Source organism: Pseudarthrobacter leeuwenhoeki, assembly GCF_055412885.1.
This window is the reverse complement of sequence record NZ_JBVAYY010000005.1, coordinates 90,183-116,290: the sequence shown is the minus strand read 5'-3', so window position 1 is coordinate 116,290 and position 26,108 is coordinate 90,183. Positions and strand designations below refer to the sequence as shown.

Genomic DNA, 26,108 nt, shown 5'->3' with positions numbered 1-26,108 from the left:
GCAATCGCAAGGAACTGGCGGACGTGGCGCGGACCGAACCAACCCGTTTTGTTCATCGAATTGGATGTAGACCGACGAGCTGCCATGCGCCGCTCTTGTATGTCACGAGCATGACGTTTCCGGTATCGGAAGGCTGCGTTGGTTCACGGAGTTCGGTCCCTGGCGGCTCAAAGTAGAATATGGTCGCCTGCTGTACCTGCACAATGACCTGGTGTTGGCCACCCGCTTCAGCTTCTAATGTCGTGCTGATTGATGGGGTTTCAATGCGTCCCCCAGCCAGCCAACGATCGCCCGCATAGTTCGCGGCCAAAGAACTAGTTATGTTGGAACAGAACTCACAGGCTGGTGACGTAACAGATTCCAATCCTGAGGAATTTCCCGTCTCGTAAGCGAAGTTCAGCTGACTGAACCAGTACCGCGCGAACGCCTCTAGACCTTCCTTCGTCTCCGCCTTCGCAGCTTCCGGCAGCACGGGAACCGGAACGTTTTGGGCCTTTCCCGAAGCGTCGGCCGGTTTGTAGCTGGCCGCTGGGGTGGGGGTGGCAGTCGGTGTCGGCGACGCCGTCGGGCCAGAGGACTCGGGGGCGGCCGTTGCACCCGGCGTTGTTCCCCCGCTGCTGCAGGCCGTGACAGGCAGCAGGGCTAGAGCAACAGCGGCGGCGGCGATACGTCTGCGGCGGCCAAAAAATGAAGTGCGAGATGTCATGGTCAGCTACTCCCCCGATAGAAATCAAGACGCCTGAAGCCAAACAGTGCCTTAAGGGTAACTGACATCACATTTTGGGCACCCAGATTATCCACAGGGCCTCGATTGCTCCGCGCCGCTGCTTGGACGCACACCCCCGGACCGACACACACCGACTTTCCCGCCTCAGCCTCTGGCGTTTTTCTACAGCGCCCAGAACAATGAACCCATGATGTTCGAACATGCAGAAGAAAACCCCATCCTCGCCCTCGATGACGATCAGAGCTGGAAACTGATTGAGGGCACCAAACACGGCAGGCTCGTGGTCATCGTGGGCGGCGAACCCGATATCTTTCCGGTGAACTACGCCGTGAGCGGCAGGAAGCTCTACCTCCGGACGGCCCCCGGCAGCAAACTCGCTGAAGTGACCATCAACCCCAAAGTGCTGCTCGAAACCGACGGCATCCTCTCCGACGAGGCTTGGTCGGTTGTCCTGCGCGGCACCGCCCGGGTCCTGGACACGTCTGCCGAGATCGAAGCGGCCGAGGCCCTGGGGCTCAAGCCGTGGGTGCCGACCGTGAAGGACTTCTACGTCGAGATCGAGCCCGCCTCGGTCAGCGGGCGCCATTTCCTGTTTGGCGAGCACCCGGAACGTGAGATCTAGCAGCCGTTCGACGGCGGCGCCCGCCACCTGAGCAGCCGGCCACCGGCGGGCATCCCGGCCGCCGGCGGGCATCCCGGCCGCCGTCGGGCGTCCCGTCCACCCCCTTGCCGCGCACCGCCGCCTAGACTTAATCCATGGCGGACAAGCTGACCCCGGAGCGGCGCAGCTGGAACATGTCCCGCATCCGCGGCAAGAACACCAAGCCTGAACTGCTGGTCCGAAAGTTGCTCCACGCCAAGGGCTACCGCTACCGGCTGCACGGCGCCGCCAGCGGGGGGCGGCTCCCAGGCAACCCGGATCTGGTGTTCGCCGGCCGCCACAAAGTCATCTTCGTCAACGGCTGCTTCTGGCACTTCCATGACTGCCGGGTCGGGCAGCACGCACCCAAGGCCAACGCGGAGTTCTGGGAAACCAAACGCACCCGGACACGGAACCGCGATGCCGAGCAACGCCATCAGCTTGAGCACTCGGGCTGGGAGGTTCTCACCGTTTGGGAGTGCGAACTCAAGGATGTTTCTGCCCTGGAGCAGCAACTGGATGACTTCCTTCAGGGAAGACCTGGCTAGGCAGGTCTTCCCTGAACCAGACTCCGTTATCAGCGCCACCAAAAAAATCTCGACGCGCCGGGACAGACTGGTCTGTCTCGGGTACTATCCAAATCTGGGGACAAGGGCTCTATCGGGTCCGCACTTACTTATACTTCTACTCCACGGGAGCGCTCCAGATGCCGCACTTGCTGAGGTCCACCATGTCTCTGAGGCCTGCAACCCGGCCCTCGAAATCGTCCCCCGGTTCCCGGCCCCCGGAGTGCCGGCGGTCCAGCGCAGCCGGCCAGGTCGATCCCGACCTTGGACCCCTGCGCCGGCAGGTATCCGCGATCATCGAAACGATACTATCCAACACCAAGCCCGACGAGGCACCGGTCCGCGAGAAGCTCCGCTGGCACCTCGCCAACAACCCCGGCCAGCCGGAGAAGGCTCTGTTGAGCCACCTGCTGTCCGTTTCCGGGGAACAGGCTGCCGGCTAGCTCACACAGAAGAACGTCAGCGGCCGATGTCATGCCTTCAATTGACAGGCCTAAACGGGGCGCCCGTCTGATGCGGGCGCCCCAAAGTTAATGTCCGGTAGCCCGGGCGCGGAGGCGGAACCTCCCGCTACTTGGCTGCCGGGCCCCGCTTGACGCCGAACGTGAAATAGCTGCCCGGGCCGACAAAGTTAACTAGGGTCGCCACGCGCCACAGCGTCTTGCTGCCGCGGATCTGCTCCGCCGGCCGGTGTGAAATATCCCGCTGCGCGGCGATCAGGAGCGAGAGCTGGACGACGGCGCCGGTGATGGTGCCGAACTTCGCCAACGGAGAGAGTTCCTTCCAGGACTTCTTCTTAACGTTTTTCTTGCGCTTGTTCGCCGTCATCTGTGATCGTTTCTTCGCCATCATCTTTGCTCGTTTGTTCGCCATGATCTGTGCTCCTTGGTCTCGGGGCTGACTGCCCGCGGGTTGTCTATTCTAGGGAGGATGGGTGGACCGAGGTAGAGGCTATCGGACCGGTTCGGCTGGCGGAAACGGGCGCGAACCGGGCGAGCTTCTCTTTCTGCTCCGGGGTCAGCCGCAGCACCCGCCCGGTGGATTCCTCCACGAATGCCAGGTGGCTGGTGGCCCTGACACAGTCCTCGCGGGTCACCGGGTCCTGGACGAGGTAGTGGATGTCGAAGCTGGCGCCCTTGACCGCGCCGATCCACAGCTGCACCAGGGCCGGCACGTTGCGGTATTCGAGCATGCGGACGTAGCGGATCTTGTGTTCCACGATCAGCGCCAGGGTCCCCTCCGGGACCTCGCTGAAGAGCGGCACGGGCGGTTCGATCCCGGGCAGCCCGGGACCGCGCGGCGGCCCAAAGGCCGCGATGCGGGCCTCCTCCAGGATCCGGACGACCTGGACGTTGTTGATGTGGCCGTACGCGTCCATGTCGGCCCAGCGCATCGGGATCTGCACCTCGATGCGCCGGGCCTCTGCGGACTCTCCGGCCCGTCCGGCGGCGCTCAACTGCGCACCGCCGTCGCGTCGTTTTCGAGGACTTGCTCGGCGTCTTCGCCGGCGAACTGGGACATGTACAGGCGGTAGTAGGCCCCCTTGAGGTCCAGCAGCCGGGCGTGGGCGCCCTGCTCCACGATCCGGCCGGCCTCCATCACCAGGATGGTGTCGGCGTCGCGGATGGTGGAGAGTCGGTGGGCAATCACGAAGCTCGTGCGGTCGGTGCGCAGGGCAGCCATCGCCTTCTGGACGAGCACCTCCGTGCGGGTGTCCACCGAGCTGGTGGCCTCATCCAGGATCAGCAGCGAGGGGTTCGCCACGAAGGCCCGGGCGATGGTGATCAGCTGCTTCTCGCCGGCGCTGACGTTGTTGCCTTCCTCGTCGATGATGGTGTTGTAGCCGTCCGGGAGGGCGCGGACGAAGCGGTCCACGAAGGTGGCCTTCGCCGCCTCCATCACCTGGTCTTCGGTGGCGTCCAGCTTGCCGTAGCGGATGTTGTCGTAGATGGTCCCGCCGAAGAGCCAGGCGTCCTGGAGCACCATCCCCACCTTGGACCGCAGCTCGGCTCGGCTCAGGTGGGTGATGTCGACGCCGTCGAGGGTGATGCTGCCGCTCTGGAGCTCGTAAAAGCGCATCACGAGGTTCACCAGGGTGGTCTTGCCTGCACCGGTGGGGCCGACGATCGCGACGGTGTGCCCGGGCTCCGCGGCGAAGGACAGGTCTTCGATCAGCGGCTTGTCCGGGGTGTAGCTGAACGTGACATTCCGGAACTCGACGTGGCCGTCGGTCTTGGCCGGCAACTGCTCCGTGGCGGTTTCGGTGTCCTGTTCCTCGGCGTCGAGGAATTCAAAGACCCGCTCCGCGGAGGCGACGCCGGACTGCAGCATGTTCGCCATGCCCGCCATCTGGCCCAGCGGCTGGGTGAACTCGCGCGAATACTGGATGAACGCCGTGGCGTCGCCCAGGCTCATCCCGCCGGAGGCCACCCGCAGCCCGCCGACGACGGCGATGCCCACGTAGCTGAGGTAGGACACGAACTGCATGACCGGCATGATCATGCCGGACACGAACTGTGCCCCGAAGCTGGCCTTGTAGAGGGCCTCGTTCCGTTCGTCGAAGCGCTCCAGCATGTCGGCGTCGCGGCCGAAGACCCGCACGAGGTCGTGGCCTGAGAAGGATTCCTCGATCTGGCCGTTGAGCTCGCCGGTGTTCTTCCACTGGGCGGCGAAGAGCTTCTGGCTGCGGGAGCCGATGATGCCGGCGGCCGCAGCCGAGAGCGGCAGCGCAACGAGGGCTATGAGGGCCAGCTGCCAGGACACGATGAACATCATGATCACGATGCCGATCACCGTCAGCGCCGAGTTCACGAGCTGCGCGAAGGCCTGCTGCAGCGCCTGCTGGACGTTATCCACGTCGTTCGTGACCCGGGAGAGGATGTCGCCGCGCTGGCGGGTGTCGAAGTAGTTCAGCGGGAGCCGGTTCAGTTTCTTCTCGGTGTCGTCGCGCAGTTGGCGGACCACCCGCATGACCAGGATGTTCAGGACGTAGCCCTGCAGCCAGAGGAAGATGTTGGCGACGAAGTACATCACCAGCACCACGCTGATCAGGAAGGCGAGCTGCTGGAAGTCGATGCCGGCGCCGGGGGTGACGTCCATCTTGGAGAGCATGTCCGCGAAGTTGTCCTGGCCCTGGGCGCGCAGGCCCTCGACGAACTCCTCCTTGGTGCCGCCGGCCGGCAGCTGCTTGCCCACGACGCCGCTAAAGATTATGTCCATCGCCTGCCCGAGGATCCGGGGGGCCACCACGTTGAGGACGACGGCGACCGTCACCATTGCGAGGACGGCGATGATGCCGGCCCGTTCGGGTTTCAGCAGGCCCATCAGCCGCGTCGCGGAGGGCCAGAAGTGCTGGGCTTTTTTGGCGGGCAGGTCACCGAACATGCCGCCGTCGGCTTCGCCGGGCGTGTATTCCTCCTCGTAGAAATCGTCGTCCGGCTCGGTGGCGGAGGATTCGCTGGCGGGCCCGGTGCCGGAGGGCGGGAGCTGGGTCTTCTCGTTGGTGCTCATGCCACGGCCTCCGCGGTCAGCTGGGATTCGACAATTTCCTGATAGGTACTGGAGCTCTGCATCAGTTCCTCGTGCGTGCCCCGGTCCACGATCCGCCCGTTGTCGAGCACCAGGATCTGGTCGGCGTCGGCGATGGTGGAGACGCGCTGCCCGACAATGATGACCGTGGCGTCGGCGGTTTTCGCTTTGAGGGCGCGGCGAAGCCGTGCATCAGTGGCGACGTCGAGGGCGGAGAATGAGTCGTCAAAGAGGAACACCTTGGGCTCCGTGACGAGGGCCCGGGCGATGCAGAGGCGCTGGCGCTGGCCGCCCGAGACGTTGGTGCCGCCCTGGGAGATCCGTGAGCCGAGCCCGTTCTTCTTCTCGCGCACAAATTCCGCCGCCTGGGCCACGGTCAGCGCGTCCCAGAGCTGTTCATCGGTGGCCTCCGGCTTTCCGAAGCGCAGGTTGTGCTCGATGGTTCCCGAGAAGAGGTAGGGCCGCTGCGGAACCATGGCCACGCGCTGCGTGATCTCCGAGCGGTCCAGCGCGGTGACGGGGACGCCGTCGAGCAGCACCTCCCCCGAAGCGGCGTCGTACAGGCGGGGCAACAGGGCCAGCAGGCTGGTCTTGCCCGCGCCGGTGGAGCCGATGATGGCCACGGTCTGACCGGGCTCGGCGGTGAAGCTGATGTCGCTCAGGACGGGCGCTTCCGCGCCGGGGTAGGCGAAGGATACGTTCCGGAACTCGACGCGGCCGGCTTTTTCAACCGGCACCACCGGGGTCAGCGTCTCGCGGATGGAGGGTTCGACGTCGAGCACCTCGCCGATGCGGTCCGCGCAGACCGAGGCGCGCGGAATCATCATGGCCATGAAGGTGCCCATCATGACGGCCATCAGGATCTGCAGCAGGTACTGAAGGAAGGCTGTGAGGGCGCCGACCTGCATCTCGCCGGCTTCGACCCGCTGGCCGCCGAACCACAGCACGGCGGCGGTGGAGACGTGCAGGATCATGCCGATGGCGGGGAACATGAGGACAAAAAGGGCGCCGATTTTCAGTGAGACGTCGGTGAGTTCCTTGTTCGCGGCCCCGAAGCGCTCGGCTTCGTGGGGTTCGCGGACGAACGCCCGGACCACGCGGATGCCGATAATCTGCTCGCGGAGGATGCCGTTGAGCCGGTCGATTTTCTTCTGCATGGACCGGAAGAGCGGCATCAGGCGGACCACCAGGTAGCCCACCACCACCAGGAGCACCGGAACGGAAACCCAGACCAGCCAGGACAGGCTGAGGTCCTCGCGGAGGGCCATGAAGATCCCGCCGATGCACATGATGGGCGTGGCCACCATGAAGTTCAGCCCCATCAACATGAGCATCTGCACCTGCTGGACATCGTTGGTGCCGCGGGTGATCAGCGTGGGGGCGCCGAAGACGTTGACGTCCGTGGCGGAGAAGCCCGTGACCTGGCGGAAGACCCCGCGGCGCAGGTCGCGGCCGAACGCCATGGCGGCCTTGGACCCGAAATAGACGCCGGCGATTGCGGTGGCGACCTGGATCAGGGCGACGACGAGCATCACGCCGCCGGTCCGCCAGATGTAGTCCGTATCGCCGCGGGAGACGCCCTCGTCAATGATCTGGGCGTTCAGGCTGGGCAGGTACAGCGCCGCGATGGTGGAGGCGAGCTGGAAGAAAATGACTGCCCAAATATATGGCAGATACGGCTTGGAATAGCGCCGTATAAGAGTGACAAGCATGCCCACGAGTCCTTAGGAAATTCCGAGTAAATGAGGCTGGAGAAGAGTCGGGCGGGGGAACATCAACCGGATGCCCCCATGACTAGCAGAGGGGGCCGACAGCCCTAGCCATCCAACTCTACGAAACGACCGGCCCGCGTGGAACATCGGATGCTGAAAATCATCCGTACGGCGTACCTTGCGGGATCTGTGCGCTGCCCGCGCCGCTGCCACCTGCACTTCAGGGCGGCAGCGGCACCGGCCGCCTGCAGGCTTTCGGGCTTACCGCGCCCGGCGCTCGCTTTCGCGCTGCTGGCTGAGCACCTCGACGAAATCCCGGTCGAGGTCGACGATTCCGGACCCGGCCACCGGGCCGGACACGGCCACCGGGCCGCCGTCGTCGCCGTCGTCCTCGCCCTTGGCGGAGGGGGTGACGATGTCCACGGTGCGCCGCAGCGGCTCTTCCTTGATGAAGAGGATCGCAACCAGGGCGACCAGGCCGACGATCGCGGAGACCAGAAAGATCTGGGCTGTGGCGTCACCGTAGGCGGCCCGCATGATCTCGCGGACGGGCTCCGGCATGGTCTTGAGGTCCATGCTGGTGCCGGCTCCGCCACTGGTGGGAATCCCCGCGGCGGCAAGGCCCTCGGTGGCGAGTTCCTTGACCCGGTTGGCCATGATGGCTCCCAGCACGGAGACACCGATGGCGCCGCCGACCGAGCGGAAGAAGGCCACCGAGGCGCTGGCGGTTCCGATGTCGCTGGCCCGCACGGTGTTCTGTACTGCCAGGACGAGGTTCTGCATCAGCAGGCCCAGTCCGAGGCCGATGATCGCGGTGTAGAGGCCGGTCAGCCAGAGCTCGGTGGTGTGATCGATGGTTCCGGTCAGGCCAAGGCCGCCGACCAGCAGGACTGAGCCCGCCATCAGGTACCGCTTCCATTTGCCGGTCCGGCTGATCAGCTGCCCGGAGACCACGGAGCCGATCAGGTTACCGGCAATCATCGGCAGGGACAGGAGCCCCGCTTCGGTGGGTGATGCGCCGCGGGCGACTTGGAAGTATTGGCCCAGGAACGTCGAGGAACCGAACATCCCGATGCCGACGGCGACCGAGGCAAGAATGGCGAGGGCGGTGGTGCGCTGCGAAATGATCTTCAGCGGAATGATGGGCTGCGGCACCTTGGATTCGACCAGCACCAGCAGGGCCAGCAGGGCAATGCCGCCGCCGACCATGGCCACCGTCTGCCAGGACCACCAGTCGAAGTAGTCCGGGTTGCCGGCGAAGGACACCCAGATCAGCAGCAGGCTGACGCCGGAGGTCAGCAGGATGGAGCCGAGCCAGTCGATTTTGGCAGCGCGGCGGACGTGCGGCAGCTTCAGGGTGACCTGCAGCAGGACCAGCGCAACAATGGCCAGCGGAACGCAGACGAAGAAGGTCCAGCGCCAGCCGAGCGGGCTGTCCACGATGAACCCGCCGAGCAGCGGGCCGCCGGCGGTGCCCACGGCCATCACGGCTCCCATGTAGCCGGAGTACTTGCCGCGGTCGCGGGGCGGGATGATGGAGCCGATGATGGCCATGGCCAGCGCGGTGAGCCCGCCCATGGCGACACCCTGGATGACGCGGGCGGTCAGCAGCAGCGGGATCGTCTCGGACAGGCCCGCCATGACGGATCCGGCCACGAAGATCACGATGCTGAGCTGGACCAGCATCTTTTTGTCGAAGAGGTCCGCGAGCTTGCCCCAGATGGGGGTGGTTGCGGCGTTCGCCAGCAGGGCAGCCGTGATGACCCAGGCGAAGTCGGTCTGGGTTCCGTTGAGATCGGACATGATCGTGGGCAGGGCGTTCGCGACGATCGTGCTGCTGATAATGGCGGTGAACAACGCGGCCAGCAGGCCGGTCAGGGCCTCCATGATCTGGCGGTGGGTCATCACCGCCGGCGGGGCGGGGGGCGTTTCTGCGGTTGCTGCCATGGGCGCTCCTTAAACGATGTCGGTCGTAGTGATGGATCCGGCCGTCGTTGCCCGGGCTGAGGTCCTGAGGGACTCAGCAAGTTTCTGCAGGGTTTTCGTTGTCTCTTCGACGTCCTGTTCGCTCCAGTCCTGCAGGAAGCCAAGGAGTGTGGCGGCGCGCTGGTCCTCGATAGAGCGGAGCTTCGCGGCGCCCGAAGCGGAGAGCGCGATCAGCTGGGCCCGTCCGTCCAGCGGGTCGGGCCGCCGGACCACGTAGCCCTGTTCCTCCAGCTCGGCAATATGGCGGCTGAGAACGGGAGCGCTGACCCCGAGCCGCTCCGCGAGTGCGGTGGCGCGGGATTCCCCCTCCCCCACGAAGCGCAGTACGCCGTGGAGCGCCACACCGGTGTCGTCCCCGCGGAGCTTGACCGCGGCGACGCACCGAACGGCGCGCTGCAGATCGAAGATTTGATGGACGAGTTTGGCTGCGGTGTCCGGCGCAACTGCCATGACTGCTCCCTTTGATTGCCTAAGGCAACAATATATCAGCAATTTAGTTACTTTGGGAAACTAACCCTTCCCGGCGGGTCGTCTGGCTTAAACGCCAAGCGCGGACCGTCAGCTGTGCTGCCGGTCCGCGCTTCCCTGTCCGCGCAGGGGCGTAGAGCGTGGGGCCTAGGCCTCCAGATGGGTGGGGGCGAACATCTTGAGCAGGGTTTCGACCACGACGACGTTCGGGCCGTCCGCGGCGAACCCCGCCTTGAGTGCGTCCCCGATGCCTTCGGGGGCGACCCGGACGGCCGGCACACCGAAGGCCTCGGCGAGCTTGACGAAATCAGGACGGGCGAGTTCCGTGGCCGTGGCCTTGCCGAAGGCGCCGACCATGTATTCGCGCAGGATGCCGTAGCCGCCGTCGTCGACAATCAGCCACGTGACCGGTACGTTGTGCTGCTTGGCCGTGGCCAGTTCGGAGATGGAGTACATCGCCGAGCCGTCGCCGGAGACGGCGAGCACCCGGGCCGAGCCGCCCGGCTTGCCGGTCGTTTCCAGGCCGACGGCGCCGCCGATCGCCGCGGGGAAGCCGAAGCCGAGTCCGCCGGCACCCTGGGCGGAGTGGAACTGGCCCTCGCGGGCGTCCCAGCAGCTCCAGGCCCAGTACGCTGAGATGGTCATGTCCCAGAACGACTGCATGGTGGCGGGAACGGCCTCCCGGATGTCCGCCATGAACTTCAGTTCCTTGCCCAGATCCTGGGATTCCAGCCGGGCCTTGACCTTGGCCAGCGTTTCCTTGACCAGGGTCTCGGGCAGGGTGCCGTGCCAGTCCGAGCGCTCTCCGTGCGGTTCCGTCAGGGCGGCGTCAAGGGCCGTGTCGAGGGCGGCGAGCGCCTGGCCGGCGTCGGCCCGGATCCCCAGGCCGGGGCGGTTGGATTCGAGGACGCGCGGTTCGGCGTCGATCTGGATGATCCTGCCGCGCGGTTCAAAGGTGAAGTAGTTGGACGTGACCTCGCCCAGCGAGGAGCCGATGACGATCAGCACGTCGGCGTCCTCGAGGAGCTCCGTCATGTGCTGGTCCTCGATCCAGGACTGCAGCGAGAGCTCATGGTTCCATGGGAACGCGCCATTGCCGCCGGGGGTGCAGATGACGGGCGCCCGCAGCTTCTCCGCGATGGAGAGCAGCGATTTCTCGGCCCGGCCGCGGCGGGTGCCGCCGCCGGCGATGATGGCGGGACGTTCCGCCGCCGCGAGCCATTTCACGGCTTCACGGACCAGTTCGACGCGCGGCGGATTGTCGGCGGCTTCGGCGAGGGCGTCCTCCACCGGCGGCACCATGATGGGATCCAGCAGCACGTTCTGCGGGATTTCCAGCCATACAGGGCCCTGCGGCGAGGAGATCGCCTCGGTCCACGCGTCCTGGATGGCGGAGGGAATGCCGGAAGCGTGCTGGATCAGGCGCTGGCTTTTGGTGACATTCGCGGCCGAGGCCTTCTGGTCATCGAGCTGGTGCAGCATGCCCTTGCGGCGCGCGCCCAGGCCCTCGAGCGGGATCTGGCTCGCGATCACCACCATGGGGACACCAGTGGCGTAGGCCTCCTGCAGCCCGGCCAGGGACGTCAGCGCGCCCGGTCCGGTGGAGAGGAAGAGGACACCGACCTCGCCGGTGGCCCGGGAGTAGCCGTCCGCGGCGAAGGCCGAGTTGTTCTCCACCCGGGAGGAGACGAAGTGCAGGTTCCCGCGGCCCATCGCGTCGAAGAGACCCAGGGCGTGCTGGCCCGGGATGCCGAAGACGGTTTTGGCGCCGAGCGCTTCGAGGGTCTCGACGACCAGGTCGCCGCCGTTGCGCACGCCGGTCACTGGGAGACTCCGCTCTCGGTGGGCCGGGACGCCGGAGTCGAGAAACCGGCCGGCCGGCGGGATTCCTGGCCCAGGGCCTGGGCGGCGTAGCCGGTGGCGGCGCCGAAGCGGTCGCCTTCCATCGCGCGGTCCGCCATCAGGGTGACGAGTTCGTAGGCCACGTGGCTGGCGGCGACACCGGTGATATCGGCGTGGTCGTACGCGGGGGCGACCTCGACGACGTCGGCCCCGACCAGGTTCATGCCGCGGAAGCCGCGGATGATTTCCAGCAGTTCACGGCTGGTGATGCCGCCGGCTTCCGGGGTGCCGGTGCCGGGGGCGTGCGCGGGATCCAGCACGTCGATGTCCACGGAGATGTAGAGCGGACGGTTGCCGATCCGGTCGCGGACCTTGGCGACGGTTTCCAGGACGCCCTGGTAGTAGACGTCGGCGGAGGTGACGATGCCGAAACCGAAGCGGTGGTCGTCATCGAGGTCCTTCTTGCCGTAGAGCGGACCGCGGGTGCCGATGTGGCTGATGGCCTCGGTATCCAGAATGCCTTCCTCGACGGCGCGGCGGAACGGGGTGCCGTGGGTGTATTCGGCGCCGAAGTAGGTGTCCCAGGTGTCCAGGTGCGCATCGAAGTGCAGCATGGCGATGGGCTGGCCGGCGCGTTCGGCGGCGGCGCGGAGCAGCGGCAGCGCGATGGTGTGGTCCCCGCCGAGGGTCAGCAGCTTGCTGCCGGAGGCGGTCAGGTCCAGCGCGTTCTGCTGGATGGTCTCGATCGCTTCATGGATGTTGAAGGGGTTGACGGCCATGTCGCCCGCGTCGGCCACCTGGATGTTCTCGAAGGGGCTGACATCCCAGGCCGGGTTGTACGGACGCAGCAGCCGGCTGGCCTCGCGGATGTGGTTGGACCCGAAGCGGGCACCGGGCCGGTACGAGACGCCTGAGTCAAAGGGAACGCCGACAACGGTGACGTCCGCTTTGGCGACCTGGTCCAGCCGCGGCAGGCGCGCATAGGTGGCGGCTCCCGCGTAGCGCGGAATGCGGGATGAATCGATGGGGCCAAGGTTGCCATTGGCCTCGATGCGCAGCTCTTCCAAAAGAAAGCCTCTCCTTCGAGGATTTGACCGACAGGTGTGACAGTCATCATACACTCGGAGTTGCCTCTTGTGCATCAAATGTTTACCCAGATGCGTTGGCGCGGGCAGGTCCCGACGTTCCAGCCCAGTTACTTCCCCTCGCAACCTGCCGTCGCTGCGCAGAACCGCGAAAATCCGGCGCTCCACGGCGGGCCCGGCCCGGTGCCGCGGCGAGTAACCGGGCAGGAACGCAGGCCGCGCTCAACCCCGTTGTCCAGATAGCCCGGTTGCCTGGTTTCGCGGGTACCGGCTTCGCCCTGTACTGGCTTGATGGACCCCTTGGACTACCTGGCCCAACTGGGCGGCGTCGCCCGGACCGGGCAACTGTTGGCGGCCGGCTTTTCCCGGACGGATATTGCCCGGCTGGCCACTGTTGTCCGCCACCCGCGGCGGGGTGTGCTGGCCCTTCCGGAATGCCGCCCGGAGTTCGAGGCTGCGCTGCGGCACAACGCCCGCGTCACGTGTGCCAGCGCTGCCGGACACTACGGACTCTGGCTCCGGAAGCCGCCGGCGCAGCACCATCTGGCCTGCAACCACGGGCACGGCGGGGGCTTCGTTCGGCACCGGACGGTGCGGTTTGACTCGCATCCGATATTGCCCCTGGCCGCTGTCGAGGACGTGGTGCTGCATGCCATGTCCTGCCTTGCACCACCGGCATCAACGGCCCTCGCGACATCGGCGATGCGCCTGCATGGCGTCCCGCTGGAACTGTTGAAGGCCCAACTCACGTCCGACCGGTCCGGGCCAGTCCGCAAAGCGCTGCACCAACTGGACCTGCGGGCCGAGTCCATCGTGGAGGTCGACGCCCAGTACCTCTTCGCCACCAACGGAATTGGCTACGACGCCCAGGTCTTCCTGCCCGGCATCGGACGCGTCGACTTCCTGATCGAAGGATTCCTGATCGTGGAAGTGGATGGTTTCGCATTCCACTCCAGCCGCGAGGCCCTGAGCCGGGACCTGGGCCGGAACAACGCCTCGACACTGAGGGGTTTTGACGTGCTCCGGTACATGCCCGAGCACATCTGGTTCGAACCCCAGCGCGTCCTGGCCGAGATCCGGGCGGTGCTGGGCCAGCGCCTGCGGCCCGTGCCCTGACGCTCCCGCCCAGTTACTTTGGCACGCTCCCCCGGGCGTCCGCGGATTTCCGGGGTCTGCCGTCTCCAGCGGGCAGCCCGGGAGCGAGTAACCGGGCAGGAGCGCAGGCCGCACGCCCTACCGGGCCATTGACCTAGCGGCTCGCGGCAGGGACCAGCACCCAGAGGACCTCGACGGCTTCATCCGTCGGGTTGACCCAGGTGTGCGGCTCACGGCCCGGGAACGTCACGGTGTCCCCGGTGTGGAGTTCGAATTCCTCGTTGGTGAGGATCAGCCGGATGCTGCCCCTGACCACGTGCAGCACGTCGACGTCGCAGTCCACGGCATAGAGTTCCGATTCGCCGCGGCCGCGGGGCCCGATCACGGCCTGGATAATCTGGACGCGACGCTCTGAGCGTGCGGTCAGCAGCCGCTCCACGATCCCTTCGCCGCCCAGTGAGATCCGCGGGCCTTCGTTCTTCTTGGTGAGGTGCGTTTCCGGGGCGGCAAAGAGATCGCCGATCGAGATGGAGAGCACCTGGCACAGCGTCACCAGGGATGCGACCGAGGGTGAGGTAAGGTCCCGCTCGACCCGGCTAAGGAAGCCCTTGGTCAGCCCGGTGGCGTCCGCAACCTGCTCGATGGTGAGCCGCTGCGACTGCCGGGCGGCACGGATCCGGGAACCGATGGCAACGGGGACGTTGCTCGGTTCAACTGGTAGAGCCTTCATTTAGGAACCTTTCACGGCTGGCCGCTTGGCCCCATCATTGGAGCAATACTAGCGGGACGGCATCCCCCGGATGCCGGATCCACCCGCGCCGCGCAATGCGTCGCGACTGTTACCCGGATCACAGCACGCTGTTTGACAGCTGGTGTGCCCTGTTGGTTAATTCCCGCCAGGTGGCGTCGTCTTCACCCTGGGCGTGCCCAGCGAGTTAACGGTCGACGGCGGCGCTCCCCTTTGAAGGGGCGCCGCCGCCGCACGTTCAGGTCGTCGAGCGTTGAGACCGCCGAACGTCTAGGCCGCTGGGAATCTCACAAATTTTCCTCGGGCTCAAGGGATTCTTCTCCGTCGAGCGGCACCACGGGCGTCTCGTCACCCAGGAAGTCCTCCTCGTCCAGGGGAACGAGCCGATCGGCTTCTTCGAGAAGCTCCTCTTCCTCGGTCTCCTCGCCATCGCTCACGGGCGCGTCCTCGGCGAAGTCGTACGCGGGATCGGACTCGAGGGAATCCCGGGCCGGCTGGATGGGGCGTGAGCCGATGTTCTCCATGATGCAACCTCCGTGTGACTGGGGTGACGGCAGAGGCCCGGGGGCCGCCCTGGCTTTCATTCGAACACCACGAACCCGGGCGGTCAAGGGCTCCCCCCGGGCGAGGCTCCGGCAGCTGTGTCCGGCCCCGCGGCGCAGGCATTTTTTACGGTTTGCCTAAAGTCTTTCCTGAGGATCGCCAGCCGAAAAACCGCGGAAAGACGGGGTACGCTGGATACGCAATGGGGCCGAACCATGCCCTTCAAGCCCAGGAGCTTCCGTGTCCCAGCACGCACCATCTGACCCGTTCAGCCACGAACCCCACCGGCCCGCACCCCGCCACCCGGCGCCCGCCACGACACCCAGCTCCGGGGACATCAAACGGTGGCGGCAGTACCTCGCCGACGAACGGGCCGAAGCATCCGTCTACCGCGACCTGGCCCAGAACCGCCGCGGCGAAGAGCGCGAGATCCTGCTCGCTCTGGCCGAAGCCGAAGGACGCCACGAGGCGCACTGGCTCCAACTGCTCGGCGACCACGCCGGCCGCACCCGCCCCGCCTCGCTCCGCAGCCAGTTCCTGGGATTCCTGGCCCGCCACTTCGGCTCGGTGTTCGTCCTGGCCCTCGCCCAGCGGGCCGAGAGCCGATCGCCGTACGCCACAGACCCCACCGCCACCCCCGCCATGGTCGCCGACGAACAGATCCACGAGGAAGTCGTTCGCGGGCTCGCCACCCGGGGCCGCAACCGGCTGGCGGGCACTTTCCGCGCGGCCGTCTTCGGCGCCAACGACGGGCTGGTCAGCAACCTTTCCCTCGTGATGGGCATGGCCGCCTCCGGCGTGGGCAGTTCCGTGGTCCTGCTCAGTGGTGTCGCCGGGCTCCTGGCCGGGGCGCTGTCCATGGGAGCGGGCGAATTCATTTCCGTGCGCTCCCAGCGCGAACTCCTCGCGGCGACCCGCCCCACCCAGATCACCCTGGCAGCCGCGCCGTCGCTGGACATCGAACACAACGAACTGCTGCTGGTCTACCTGGCCCGCGGCATGTCGCGGGAAGCCGCCGAACACCGCGTCGCGGAGCGGATGGGACTGCGCGACTGCGACTGCGATCCCAGCCTGTCGCTGCAGCCGGAACAGCCGGAAGGCCGTGACGAGCACGAAGCCGTCGGGACCGCCTGGGGCGCGGCGGCGTCGAGCTTCTGCTTCTTCGCGTCCGGCGCGATTGTGCCGATCCTGCCCTTCGTGCTGGGAATGACCGGCATCCCTGCCCTCGTGGTCTCCGCGGTCCTGGTGGGGCTGGCGCTGCTGTTCACCGGCGGCGTCGTCGGGCTCCTCTCCGGCACCTCCCCGACGTCCCGCGGCCTCCGCCAGCTGGCCATCGGCATGGGCGCGGCGGGCGTGACGTATCTGCTGGGCCTGGCCTTCGGCGCCGTGGTCGCCTAGTGGATGGTCCTGGCTCCCGGGACCGGACACCGCGGCGCAGCCGCTCCCGCACCATCTTGCGGATCATCCGCGGCCTTGCCGCCGCCACCCTGATTGCCGGTGCCGCGTTGCTGGCCGCCGGCTTCATCCTTGGGGATCCGCGGTTCGCCGGACTGTCCGGCGTCAACCGCGGACCCGGACCGGGACCGGGCCAGGCTGCGGCTGGTCAGCCTGCCCAGCCGGAGGCCGTTGAGGCCGTACACACGGATACTCCCCCGCCCGGAGTCGAGGAGCGGGACGAGCCGCTCGGGCGCCCGCAGAAGCCGGCCGCTGCCAGCAGCTCCTACCGGTTCCTGGCCCTGAACGACGACGGCACTCCGGTGGGCTATTCGCCCTGCCGGCCGCTGCACTATGTGGTGAACGCGGCACTCGCTCCGGAGGGCGCCGAGCGCCTGGTCGAGGATGCGATTGGGACGATATCCCGCGTCACCGGGATCCAGTTCGTCGACGACGGGCCGAGCACCGAAGCGCCGTCCCCATCCCGCGTCCCGTACCAGCCGGACGCCTACGGGGACCGCTGGGCACCGCTGCTGATCGCGTGGACCACCCCGGAGCAGGCCCCGCAGCTCGCGGGACCGGTGATCGGCACCGGAGGCAGCACCCACTTCAGCTTCGGCGACGGGCCCAAGAGTTTCGTCACCGGCAGCCTGGAACTCGATGCCCCGCAGATCGGCGAGGACCTCAGCCGGACGGACGGGGCCGCGTACGCCACCGCGGTGATCCTGCACGAGCTCGGCCATGTCATGGGTTTGGAGCACGTGGAGGACCCGGAGCAGCTGATGTACCCCGAGATCGGCGCGCCGGACGGCCTGGCCGCCGGGGACCTGAACGGCCTGTACGAGCTGGCCTCGGCGCAGTGCCGCAAGGACCTCTAAGCACCTACCGGTCCAGGACGGCGAGCGCCTCCTCCACCGTATCCACCAGGAAGATCCGGTTCTCCATCTGCCGTCCGGCGGCGAGGCTCTGCAGCAGGGGCCACGCCGGGTAGCGCCGCAGCCAATGCTCCTGCCCCACCAGCACCATCGGCATGATGGTCTCCGGGGCGCCGTAGTAGTTCTCGCAGGCATCCTGAAAAATTTCCTGCACCGTGCCGGCGGAACCGGGCAGGAACACTATGCCGCCATTGCACAGCTCCAGCAGGATGGCCTCGCGGATGGCGTTGGTGAAGTACTTGGCAATGTGGGTGGCGAAGAAATTTGGCGGCTCGTGCCCGTAGAACCAGGTGGGAATCCCCAGGGACGGCGTCCCGTCCGGATGGCGTTCGACGACGGCGGCGGCGGACCGCGCCCACGCCGACACGGAGGGCAGGAAACCGGGAACCGCGGCAAGGTCCGTCAGGGCCCGCCGGAATTCCGGTTCCGGGGCCCCACTCAGGTAGGCGCCGAGGTTGGCGGCCTCCATGGCGCCGGGACCGCCGCCCGTGGCAACCACCCGGCCGTCCCTGGCCAGCAGCCGCCCCAGCAGCGCGGCCTCCTCGAAAACGGCGGATCCGCGGCGTGCGGCATGCCCGCCCATCACGCCCACCATGGTCCGGCCGGCGCAGAGTTCCGAGCGCGTCAGGTCCTCGAGGGCGTTGCCGATCGAATGGTCGTGCAGGGCCGCGGCCAGGGTCGCGTCCAGGCGGTGGCGCTGTCCCGGCCGGATGCTCCACTGGTACACCCTGGCGTCCGGGGTGCCCTCATAGCGCGAGTCGGAGATTCCCTCGTAGAGCTCCTGCGGGGTGTACAGCCGCCCGCGGTACGGGTTGAACGGCATGGCCTCAAGCCTGGGGAAAATGAGGGCGCCGCGGCTGCGCAGTGATTCCTCCACACCGCCGTCGAAGGTGCATCCGAGGAAAATCCCGCCCTGCGCCTGCATGCCCTCAAGTTGCGCCGTCCGCCCGCGCAGGTCCAGCGACTGGGCATGCCAGCCCTGCATGGTCCTGGCCCCGGCCGCGACCAGCCGGTCGAAGCTGTCCAGGCTTTCGACCTCCAGCGTGCGCGGGCTGGGGTACAGGCTGCGGGCAGCGCTCAACGGTCGCGCCTAGTGCTGGTGGTCCGGGGCCGAACCAGACCCGGTGCCGGATGCGGCCTCGGATTTCATGTAGGCGTCGAGCTTGGCGAGGGTCTGCTCGATGTTGGCCGGGTGGCGGCGGAGGTATCCGGCAAGGCGCAGGAGGATCCTGGCCCGCACTTCCCGGGCGTCCCACTGTTCGGTGACCAGGGTGCCCGGGGTGCCGTCGGCGTCGGCCGCGGGCTCCAGCAGGTAGCGCCAGACGTGGCCGCCGAAGTGCCGCCACGCGATCCGCCGGCCCTCCTCGAACTCGCAGACCGTGTTGAGGATTTTGTAGTCCATCTTGATGTTCATTTCCATGCCGAACTTCGCACCCAGGGCGAGCCGTTCGGGGCCGCGCGGCTGGGCACCCTTCACGGTGTCGGAGCCGTCGATCACGCTGTGCAGCGCGGGCGTGGCGAGCACCTCGAAGATGGCCTCCGGAGTGGCGGCGATGAAGCGGCTGCGGGACACGAGATATCTGTTGGTCATCCGTCAATCCTAGACCTGCGTTGTGATCCGGAAGTTGTGTTGCAGAATAAACCATGCAGACTCCGCCCCTCCCCCGCAGCAGCCGGCCCCGCATCGGCATTCCCGTCCGGCTCAGCAGCTCCACAGACCCGGATCCGCGGGTGGCGGAGGCCAACGCACTCTTCGACTACATCGTGGGCCTGGTGCGCGACGGCGGCGGGGAGCCGGTGCTGCTTGCTGCGCCGGAAGAGCCGCTGGAGGCGCTCGACGGCGTCGTCCTTCCGGGCGGCGGCGACCTGGACCCCGGGATCTACGGCGAGGAACCCGGCGAGGCCTGCTATGACGTCAGCCCCGCCCAGGACGACCTCGATCTGGCCATTGCGCGGCGGTCGATCGACGCCGGGCTGCCCGTGTTTGGCATCTGCCGGGGGCACCAGCTGCTCAACGTCCTCTATGGCGGAACCCTGGTCCAGGACATGGATCCGGGGGCCGTGGCGCACCAGGAAACCGAACCTGTGCACGGGGCCGGACCGTGGGCCTGGCATGAGGTCACCGTGCAGGGTGGAAGCAAGGTTGCCGGCCTGTACGGCGGGAGCGGGCTCCGCGGCAACGGCAACGGCGACGGCGACGGCGACGGCGCCAAGGGCAACGGCGTCAGCTCTGAACCTGTCACGGTCAAGATTGCCTCCGGCCACCACCAGGCCGTGGCCCGGGTCGCCGACGGGTTGGTGGTGACAGCCGTGGCCGAGGACGGGACAGTCGAGGCGCTGGAGGACCCGGAGCGCTGGGTGGTGTCCGTGCAGTGGCACCCAGAGGCCCTGGAACTCCCGGCCGGGGAGCGGCTGGCCCCGTTCCTCGCCTTTGTTGAGGTGTGTCGCAGATCTCTCCGGCCCTGAGCTGTCCTGCTACCATGAACTTAGGCAGTATGTCCTATCAAGCGAACATATGCTGAGAACGTGACCGGCGGCCCTGCCTGGGCCCGGTCCGGGGCACAAGGGGGCGCTTCACCAGTGGCTAGTCAAAAAGTGGCGCATCAACTCAATCTCACCATCGACCGGTCCTCCCCGGTGCCGCTGTACCACCAGGTGGTCCAGGGCATCGAGGCTGCCATCCACGGCGGGGCCCTTCCTCCGGGCAGCCGCCTCGACAATGAGATCGACCTGGCCGCCCGGCTGAACCTTTCCCGCCCCACCATGCGCAAGGCCATGGATGAACTGGTCCGCTCGGGCCTGCTGGTGCGCAAGCGCGGCGTCGGCACCCAGGTGGTCTCCAGCCAGGTCCGGCGCCCCCTCGAACTCTCCAGCCTCTTCGATGACCTCAGCAACAACGGGAGCAAGCCCACCACGGAGGTGCTGAGCTTCTCCCACGATGAGGCCGACGCCGCCACCCGCACAGCACTCCAGATTCCCGCCGGCTCCAAGGTTTACCACTTCACCCGGCTCCGGAAGGTCGGCGGAAAACCGCTGGCGCTGATGGAAAACTGGGTCCGCGACGACATCACCCCCATCGACGAGGCGCTCCTGGGCTCACAAGGCCTCTACGCGATTCTCCGCAACGGCGGCGTGAACTTCCGGCTCGCCTCACAGCGGATCGGCGCCATGATCGCGAGCGACTACCAGGCGGCCCTGCTGGAAACCACCCCGGGCTCGGCCCTTGTCACCATGGAACGCACCGCCGTGGACGACACCGGGCGCCAGGTGGAGACCGGCCACCACGTCTACCGTTCGGATTCCTACAGCTTCGACATGACGCTCGTCCAACGCTAGGCCCCACCCGTCACCACCCGCGCTTTCACTCGGCGCGACGCCGGAAAGGCAGAAACTCATGGCCAGCTGGGTCTATCCGCTCGGCACCGCCGCCCAAGGCGCCTGGGACGTTTCCCTGGGTACGTCCGATTCCACCCTGGCGGTGGAGGGCTGGGCCCACACCGGGTTGAAGGTCGCCACGCTGGGAGCCGCAGCCGCCGTCGAACTTCCCGCCGCGGACGAGGAACGCATCGTGGTCCCGCTCAACGGGTCCTTCACGGTGTCCGTCGACGACGAGGAGTACCGGCTGGCCGGCCGGGACAGTGTTTTCAGCGGTCCCAGCGACGTCCTCTACTCGGGGACCGGCAAGGCCGTGACCATCAGTTCGGCCGACGGCGGACGCGTCGCCGTGGCCACCGCCCCGGCCAAGGCGTCCTACCCGACGCGCGTGATCACGGCCGCAGAGACTCCGGTCGAACTGCGCGGGGCCGGCCACTGCTCCCGCCAGGTCCACAATTTCGGGACCCCCGCGGCGCTGGAAGCGGACCGTTTCATCGTCTGCGAGGTCCTGACCCCGGCCGGCAACTGGTCCTCCTATCCCCCGCACAAGCACGACGAGGAGAAGGACGGCGAGACCAGCCTCGAGGAGATCTACTACTTCGAGACCCGGGTGACGCCCGGCGCTCCGGCCAGGCCGGGAGCCGAGGACGCGATCGGCTACCAGCGCGTGTACGCCTCGGATTTCCGGCCCATCGATGTCTCCGCGGAGGTGCGGACCGGCGACGTCGTCCTGGTGCCCTACGGCTGGCACGGCCCGGCCATGGCGGCACCGGGCTACGACCTGTACTACCTCAACGTGATGGCGGGCCCCGGCCCGGTCCGCGAATGGCTCATCAGCGACGACCCGCACCACGGCTGGATCCGCCAGACCTGGGAAGGCCAGGAGCTGGACCCGCGGCTGCCCTTCGGCTGAAACGCACGGCGCCGGTGCCGTGTCCACACGGGCGGCCCCTGCTGCCTTGCCGCTAGGGGGACGTGCCGCCGGCCCGGGCTACATCGGGCCCTTCGCCCTGGACTTCCCTGGCCACGTCGCCATGCCCGCCGAGCTGCTCGAGTTCGTGCGCGATTGCCGCGAGTTCGGCGCCGCCGGCCATCTGGGCCGTGAGTTCGTCGAGGGTGATGTCCTTCTTGTCGTAGTAGCCGATCGATTTGCCGCGCTTGAGCAGCAGGAACCGGTCACCGACCGGGAAGGCGTGGTGCGGGTTGTGGGTAATGAAAATGACCCCCAGGCCGCGGTCGCGGGCCTGCAGGATGTAGCGCAGGACCACGCCGGACTGCTTCACGCCCAGGGCCGCGGTGGGCTCGTCCAGGATCAGGACCTTCGCGCCGAAGTACACGGCGCGGGCGATCGCGACACACTGCCGCTCACCGCCGGAGAGCTGACCGATGGGCTGCTCCACGTCGCGGAGGTCGATCCCCATCGCGGCGAGTTCCTTGAGCGTGATGTTCTTCATCTTCTCGACGTCCAGGCTCTTGAAGGGGCCGAAGCCGGACGTCAGTTCCGAGCCGAGGAAAAAGTTCCGCCAGATTGGCATCAGGGGCACCACGGCCAGGTCCTGGTAGACAGTGGCTATGCCGGCGTCCAAGGCGTCCCGGGGAGAGGTAAACGTCCGTTCCACGCCCATGACCTTCAGCATCCCGGCGTCGTGCCGGTGCAGGCCGGCGATGATCTTGATCAGCGTGGACTTACCGGCGCCGTTGTCGCCCAGCACGCACGTGACGCAGCCGTTGTCCACAGTCATCGTCACATCGGACAGGGCGATGATGTTGCCGTAGTGCTTGCCGACGCCCTCGAGGGAGAGCAGGGGGACGGACGTGTGCGTGTAGGGCTCTTTTCCGTTCTGGAGCTGCGGTTGCTGGCCGATCCCGTTGGTATTCATTTCTCTTAGCCCTCTACGTAAGTTCCGCGCGGCGCTTGACGGTGAGGTTGACGATCGTGGCCAGCAGCAGCATCAGGCCCAGGAAGAACTTGAACCAGTCCGGGTTCCACTGCGCATAGACGATGCCCTTGTTGGCCATCCCGAAGATGAACGCGCCGATCGCGCCGCCGATCGCCGAGCCGTAACCGCCGGTCAGGAGGCAGCCGCCGATCACCGCGGCGATGATGTAGAGGAACTCGTTGCCCACCCCTTCACCGGACTGCACGGTGTCGAAGGCGAAGAGGTTGTGCATGCCCAGGATCCAGCCGCAGAAACCCACGCCCATAAACAGGCCCATCTTCGTGGCCCTGACCGGCACACCCACGGCCCGGGCCGCGTCTGCGTCGCCGCCGACGGCGAAAATCCAGTTCCCCGCCCGGGTCCGCATCAGCACCCAGGTGGCCGCTGCGACGAGCGCGAGCCAGATGAACACCGTGATCTTGACGTCGACTCCGCCGATGGTCACTGAGGAGGCAAACACCGCCCGGGCGGAAGCGAAGCCGTCCATGTCGGAGATGGACGGTGAGGATACCGAGCCGCCGATCAGGCGGGTCAGGCCCAGGTTCAGGCCCGTCAGCATCAGGAAGGTCGCCAGGGTGACGATGAAGCTGGGCAGCTTGGTCTTCATCAGGATCCAGCCGTTGATGAAGCCGATGCCCAACGAAACCAGCAGGGCCAGGCCGACACCGACCCAGACGTTCGTGCTGAAGTACCAGCTGAAAAGTGACGCCGTCAGCGCAGAGCTGATCACGGCGACACCGGTGGACAGGTCGAACTCCCCGCCGATCATCAGCAGGGACACCCCCACCGCCATGATCCCGATCGTGGAACTGCCGTACAGGATGGTGGCCAGGGCGTTGGGCTGGGTGAAGGTCGGGGACACCAGCGCGAAGAAGACAAAAAGAACCACCGCGCCGACCAGTGCACCGACCTCGGGACGTCCGAGAAGTTTCTGCAACGGGCTGCGCCTGGCGACGCGCTCATCGGGCGCCGCCGGTTTTGCCTTGGCCCGGGTGATGGTCATGATGATTCTCCTTGCTTTCGGGCCGGGGTTGGCCGGCCCGGCCCGCGGGCTCTTAGCGGATGCCCTGCTCGGCGAATGTCAGGACATCGGCAGCGTTGGACTTGTCAACGATCGCGGGACCGGTCAGGACGGGCTGGCCGCCGCCGATTTTGAATCCGCCGCGCTTGTTCTGCCACAGCGCATCGACGGCTCCGTAACCCTGCAGCCACGGCTGCTGGTCCACCGTGAACAGGACACTGCCATCGACGATTTTCTGCGCCAGTTCCTTGTTCAGGTCGAAGCTGGCAACCTTGGCCGAACTTCCGGCGGTCCGCACGGACTTCAGGAGGGTAAGGGTGACGGGGGCACCCAATCCGATGATGACGTCAGTGTCTTGGGACGCCTGCAGCTTCGCGGTCGCCGTCGACTCGACAGCCGTCATGTCGGCACCGTTCACGTACAGGATCTCGGCCCCGGGCACCTTGGCCTTCACACCGGCACACCGGGCTTCCAGGCCCAGGTGGCCCTGCGCCTGGATCACGCACACGGGGTGCCTGTAACCCTCCGCTGCCAGCTCGGCGCCCACTGCCTGCCCGGCGAGCTCGTCGGTGGAACCGAAGTGGGTGAATGCCCCCAGCGCGGTGGCAACCGATTCGCCGGCATTCAGACTGACGATGGGGATGCCCGCGTCGGCGGCCTTCTTCAGGGAATCTTTCAGGGCGTCCGGGGCCGCCAGAGTGACAGCGATACCGTCCACTTTTTGGTCAACGGCCTGCTGGATCAACTGGGCCTGCCGGCCGGCTTCCGGATCGCCCGTGTAGAGCAATTCCACGTTGTCCTTCGCCGCCGCTTCCTCAGCACCCCTGCGGACGGTGTCCCAGAAGGTGTCACCGGCCGGGGCGTGGGTGATCAACGCAATTTTGATCCGCTCTGTGCTGGCGACCTGGCCGCCGCCAGCAGCATTGCCTGGGATTGCCGACCTGCCGCCGGTGCTGGAGCACGCGCTGAGTGCCAGCATGGGAACAACGGCCGCAAACAGGGTTGCCCTACGCCAGGAAAATCTCGCCATCGCCAATCCCCTTTGATGCCAGCTCCGGGCTGATACCTTGCAGCCGGAATACTGCCTACCTCGATCATCGTGACTCAGCCCGTGCGTGTCAATTTAATGTCCTGACATTAGCATGTCAGGATGTGACGGCCGGGGCCGCCGTCGTCGTGACCTCCACAGTCCCGTCGAAACCGCTAGGCCCGCTGGAGTTCCCCACGCTTCTGTTCGCTGCCCGCGTCAAGCGGGTCGGCAGTGGCGACGCCGACGCCACCGGTACCGCCGTCGCCGTGCCGCTTCGCAGCGGCCGCCGCGAACACCATGACACCCAGACCCAGGAGGGTGATCCCGGCGCCGGCCCAGACGGGCGAGGTGTAGCCGAGGCCTGCGGTGATGGTCACGCCGCCCGCCCATGCGCCGAGCGCGTTGCCCACATTGAAGGCTCCGATGTTGGCACCGGATGCCAGGGTGGGGGCGGCCGTGGCGTATTTCATGACGCGCATCTGCAGTCCGGGGACCGTGGCGAAGCCGAAGCCGCCCAGCAGCACCATCGAGGCGATGGTCATCGGCTGGCTGGCGGCAGTGAGGGCGAAGACCACGAGGACAACCACCAGGACGGCGAGCGCCACGAGCAGGGTGCGGTCCACGTTCCGGTCCGCCGCCTTGCCGCCCACGGTGTTGCCGACGAACAGGCCCACGCCGAAGAGGATCAGCAGCCACGGCACGGTGGAGGCGGAGAATCCGGTGACCTCGGTGAGGGTGTAGGCGATGTAGGTGAAGGCGCCGAACATGCCGCCGTAGCCGAAGATGGTGACCAGGATGGAGAGCCAGACCTGGCCGGACCGGAAGGCCCGGAGTTCCCCCCGCAGGCCGCCGGGGGCAACATCACCGGCACCTGTTTTCGGGACCAGCGTCAGAATGCCCACGAGGGAAATGATGCCGATGCCTGTGATCGCCCAGAACGTGGACCGCCAGCCGGCGGCCTGGCCCAGCATCGTGCCAAAGGGAACGCCCAGGACGTTGGCCGCCGTGAGCCCGGTGAACATGATGGCGATCGCGCCGGCCTTTTTGGCGGGGGCGACCATGCTGGCGGCAACCACCGCTCCGATGCCGAAGAACGCACCGTGCGCGAGGGCGGCGATGATGCGGCCGGTCATCATCCATGCGTAATCGGGCGCAATGGCCGAGACCAGGTTGCCGGCGGTGAACAGCACCATCAGCAGGGCCAGGACCGGCTTGCGCTCGAAGCGCGTGACGGCGGCCGTCAGGAGCAGGGCGCCTACGACGACGGCCAGCGCATAGCCGGAGATGAGCCAGCCCGCCGTGGCCTCGCTCACCCGGAAGCCGGCGGCCACTTCGGGCAGCAGGCCCATAATGACGAACTCGGCGAGTCCGATGCCGAACCCGCCGAGGGCGAGTGCTATCAGGCCAATAGGCATGGAGGTGCTCCTTCAAAA

At 67.0% G+C, this 26,108-nt stretch carries 27 protein-coding genes; 10 read left to right on the top strand and 17 right to left on the bottom strand.

Annotated elements, in window-relative coordinates:
* Positions 1-52: 52 nt before the first annotated feature.
* Entirely contained in the window at positions 53-706 is a 654-nt protein-coding gene (locus tag ACZYX4_RS05915) for a DUF6318 family protein (protein ID WP_463874406.1), read from the bottom strand.
* Positions 707-914: 208 nt separating this feature from the next.
* Here ACZYX4_RS05915 and ACZYX4_RS05910 point away from each other — a divergent pair, with 208 nt between their 5' ends.
* The 3 genes from ACZYX4_RS05910 to ACZYX4_RS05900 all read left to right on the top strand — a co-directional run bounded on the left by ACZYX4_RS05910 (position 915) and on the right by ACZYX4_RS05900 (position 2,376).
* Positions 915-1,349 (top strand): pyridoxamine 5'-phosphate oxidase family protein, encoded by a 435-nt coding sequence (locus ACZYX4_RS05910; protein WP_463874405.1) that lies wholly within the window; start codon positions 915-917, stop codon positions 1,347-1,349.
* Positions 1,350-1,483: 134 nt separating this feature from the next.
* Entirely contained in the window at positions 1,484-1,915 is a 432-nt protein-coding gene (locus ACZYX4_RS05905; protein ID WP_463874404.1) for a very short patch repair endonuclease, read from the top strand.
* A 182-nt stretch (positions 1,916-2,097) separates the two neighbouring features.
* On the top strand, positions 2,098-2,376 hold the full coding sequence (locus tag ACZYX4_RS05900; protein ID WP_463874402.1) for a hypothetical protein: 279 nt from the start codon (positions 2,098-2,100) through the stop codon (positions 2,374-2,376).
* A 127-nt stretch (positions 2,377-2,503) separates the two neighbouring features.
* On the opposite strand, the gene ACZYX4_RS05895 is transcribed toward ACZYX4_RS05900, so the two are convergent.
* The 8 genes from ACZYX4_RS05895 to speB form a co-directional block, all read right to left on the bottom strand.
* A complete protein-coding gene (locus tag ACZYX4_RS05895) occupies positions 2,504-2,806 on the bottom strand; it encodes a hypothetical protein (protein WP_463874400.1) in 303 nt (100 codons plus the stop codon).
* Between the two features lie 43 nt (positions 2,807-2,849).
* Entirely contained in the window at positions 2,850-3,326 is a 477-nt protein-coding gene (locus ACZYX4_RS05890; RefSeq protein ID WP_463874584.1) for an acyl-CoA thioesterase, read from the bottom strand.
* A gap of 59 nt (positions 3,327-3,385) precedes the next feature.
* A complete protein-coding gene (locus ACZYX4_RS05885; protein ID WP_463874398.1) occupies positions 3,386-5,443 on the bottom strand; it encodes an ABC transporter ATP-binding protein in 2,058 nt (685 codons plus the stop codon).
* A complete protein-coding gene (locus ACZYX4_RS05880) occupies positions 5,440-7,173 on the bottom strand; it encodes an ABC transporter ATP-binding protein (protein WP_463874396.1) in 1,734 nt (577 codons plus the stop codon). Before ACZYX4_RS05880 ends, ACZYX4_RS05885 begins: the two co-directional genes overlap by 4 nt.
* Before the next feature lie 261 nt (positions 7,174-7,434).
* Positions 7,435-9,120 (bottom strand): MFS transporter, encoded by a 1,686-nt coding sequence (locus ACZYX4_RS05875; protein WP_463874395.1) that lies wholly within the window; start codon positions 9,118-9,120, stop codon positions 7,435-7,437.
* 9 nt (positions 9,121-9,129) lie between these two features.
* Entirely contained in the window at positions 9,130-9,609 is a 480-nt protein-coding gene (locus tag ACZYX4_RS05870; protein WP_463874394.1) for a MarR family winged helix-turn-helix transcriptional regulator, read from the bottom strand.
* A 165-nt stretch (positions 9,610-9,774) separates the two neighbouring features.
* On the bottom strand, positions 9,775-11,451 hold the full coding sequence (locus tag ACZYX4_RS05865) for a thiamine pyrophosphate-binding protein (protein ID WP_463874393.1): 1,677 nt from the start codon (positions 11,449-11,451) through the stop codon (positions 9,775-9,777).
* Positions 11,448-12,536 carry an agmatinase gene (gene speB, locus ACZYX4_RS05860; protein ID WP_463874391.1) on the bottom strand — a complete coding sequence of 363 codons (1,089 nt, stop codon included), beginning with the start codon at positions 12,534-12,536 and terminating at the stop codon, positions 11,448-11,450. The genes ACZYX4_RS05865 and speB overlap by 4 nt, the downstream gene beginning before the upstream one ends.
* A 309-nt stretch (positions 12,537-12,845) precedes the next feature.
* Here speB and ACZYX4_RS05855 point away from each other — a divergent pair, with 309 nt between their 5' ends.
* On the top strand, positions 12,846-13,670 hold the full coding sequence (locus tag ACZYX4_RS05855) for a DUF559 domain-containing protein (protein ID WP_463874390.1): 825 nt from the start codon (positions 12,846-12,848) through the stop codon (positions 13,668-13,670).
* Positions 13,671-13,803: 133 nt separating this feature from the next.
* Here the strand turns inward: ACZYX4_RS05855 and ACZYX4_RS05850 are convergent, their stop codons facing one another.
* Positions 13,804-14,379, bottom strand: coding sequence for a helix-turn-helix domain-containing protein (locus tag ACZYX4_RS05850; RefSeq protein WP_463874389.1), 576 nt, complete (start codon positions 14,377-14,379; stop codon positions 13,804-13,806).
* Positions 14,380-14,684: 305 nt separating this feature from the next.
* Positions 14,685-14,921, bottom strand: coding sequence for a hypothetical protein (locus ACZYX4_RS05845; protein ID WP_463874388.1), 237 nt, complete (start codon positions 14,919-14,921; stop codon positions 14,685-14,687).
* A gap of 259 nt (positions 14,922-15,180) precedes the next feature.
* Between ACZYX4_RS05845 and ACZYX4_RS05840 the strand changes: the two genes are divergently transcribed.
* Positions 15,181-16,338 (top strand): VIT1/CCC1 transporter family protein, encoded by a 1,158-nt coding sequence (locus ACZYX4_RS05840; protein WP_463874387.1) that lies wholly within the window; start codon positions 15,181-15,183, stop codon positions 16,336-16,338.
* Positions 16,338-17,252 carry a matrixin family metalloprotease gene (locus ACZYX4_RS05835; protein ID WP_463874385.1) on the top strand — a complete coding sequence of 305 codons (915 nt, stop codon included), beginning with the start codon at positions 16,338-16,340 and terminating at the stop codon, positions 17,250-17,252. The genes ACZYX4_RS05840 and ACZYX4_RS05835 overlap by 1 nt, the downstream gene beginning before the upstream one ends.
* Before the next feature lie 4 nt (positions 17,253-17,256).
* On the opposite strand, the gene ACZYX4_RS05830 is transcribed toward ACZYX4_RS05835, so the two are convergent.
* Together ACZYX4_RS05830 and ACZYX4_RS05825 are read right to left on the bottom strand one after the other, a co-directional pair.
* Positions 17,257-18,390 carry an LOG family protein gene (locus ACZYX4_RS05830; protein ID WP_463874384.1) on the bottom strand — a complete coding sequence of 378 codons (1,134 nt, stop codon included), beginning with the start codon at positions 18,388-18,390 and terminating at the stop codon, positions 17,257-17,259.
* A 9-nt stretch (positions 18,391-18,399) separates the two neighbouring features.
* Entirely contained in the window at positions 18,400-18,900 is a 501-nt protein-coding gene (locus ACZYX4_RS05825) for an SRPBCC family protein (RefSeq protein ID WP_463874383.1), read from the bottom strand.
* Positions 18,901-18,953: 53 nt separating this feature from the next.
* Between ACZYX4_RS05825 and ACZYX4_RS05820 the strand changes: the two genes are divergently transcribed.
* From ACZYX4_RS05820 to iolB, 3 genes are all read left to right on the top strand, one after another.
* A complete protein-coding gene (locus tag ACZYX4_RS05820) occupies positions 18,954-19,775 on the top strand; it encodes a gamma-glutamyl-gamma-aminobutyrate hydrolase family protein (RefSeq protein ID WP_463874382.1) in 822 nt (273 codons plus the stop codon).
* A gap of 129 nt (positions 19,776-19,904) precedes the next feature.
* Positions 19,905-20,645 (top strand): GntR family transcriptional regulator, encoded by a 741-nt coding sequence (locus ACZYX4_RS05815; RefSeq protein WP_463874583.1) that lies wholly within the window; start codon positions 19,905-19,907, stop codon positions 20,643-20,645.
* A 58-nt stretch (positions 20,646-20,703) separates the two neighbouring features.
* Complete coding sequence (gene iolB, locus ACZYX4_RS05810) at positions 20,704-21,597, top strand: 5-deoxy-glucuronate isomerase (RefSeq protein WP_463874381.1); 894 nt, start codon at positions 20,704-20,706, stop codon at positions 21,595-21,597.
* Between the two features lie 52 nt (positions 21,598-21,649).
* Here the strand turns inward: iolB and ACZYX4_RS05805 are convergent, their stop codons facing one another.
* The 3 genes from ACZYX4_RS05805 to ACZYX4_RS05795 are packed head-to-tail and all read right to left on the bottom strand — an operon-like array spanning position 21,650 to position 24,519.
* Positions 21,650-22,564 carry an ATP-binding cassette domain-containing protein gene (locus tag ACZYX4_RS05805; RefSeq protein ID WP_463874380.1) on the bottom strand — a complete coding sequence of 305 codons (915 nt, stop codon included), beginning with the start codon at positions 22,562-22,564 and terminating at the stop codon, positions 21,650-21,652.
* Between the two features lie 13 nt (positions 22,565-22,577).
* Positions 22,578-23,627, bottom strand: a complete 1,050-nt coding sequence (locus ACZYX4_RS05800) for an ABC transporter permease (RefSeq protein WP_463874378.1) — start codon at positions 23,625-23,627, stop codon at positions 22,578-22,580.
* 52 nt (positions 23,628-23,679) lie between these two features.
* Positions 23,680-24,519, bottom strand: a complete 840-nt coding sequence (locus ACZYX4_RS05795) for a substrate-binding domain-containing protein (protein WP_463874376.1) — start codon at positions 24,517-24,519, stop codon at positions 23,680-23,682.
* On the opposite strand from ACZYX4_RS05795, the gene ACZYX4_RS05790 reads away from it, so the two are divergent.
* Positions 24,512-24,691 (top strand): hypothetical protein, encoded by a 180-nt coding sequence (locus ACZYX4_RS05790; protein WP_463874374.1) that lies wholly within the window; start codon positions 24,512-24,514, stop codon positions 24,689-24,691. The two genes, ACZYX4_RS05795 and ACZYX4_RS05790, sit on opposite strands and share 8 nt — an antisense overlap.
* Positions 24,692-24,848: 157 nt before the next feature.
* On the opposite strand, the gene ACZYX4_RS05785 is transcribed toward ACZYX4_RS05790, so the two are convergent.
* A complete protein-coding gene (locus tag ACZYX4_RS05785; protein WP_463874372.1) occupies positions 24,849-26,090 on the bottom strand; it encodes an MFS transporter in 1,242 nt (413 codons plus the stop codon).
* Positions 26,091-26,108 lie beyond the last annotated feature (18 nt).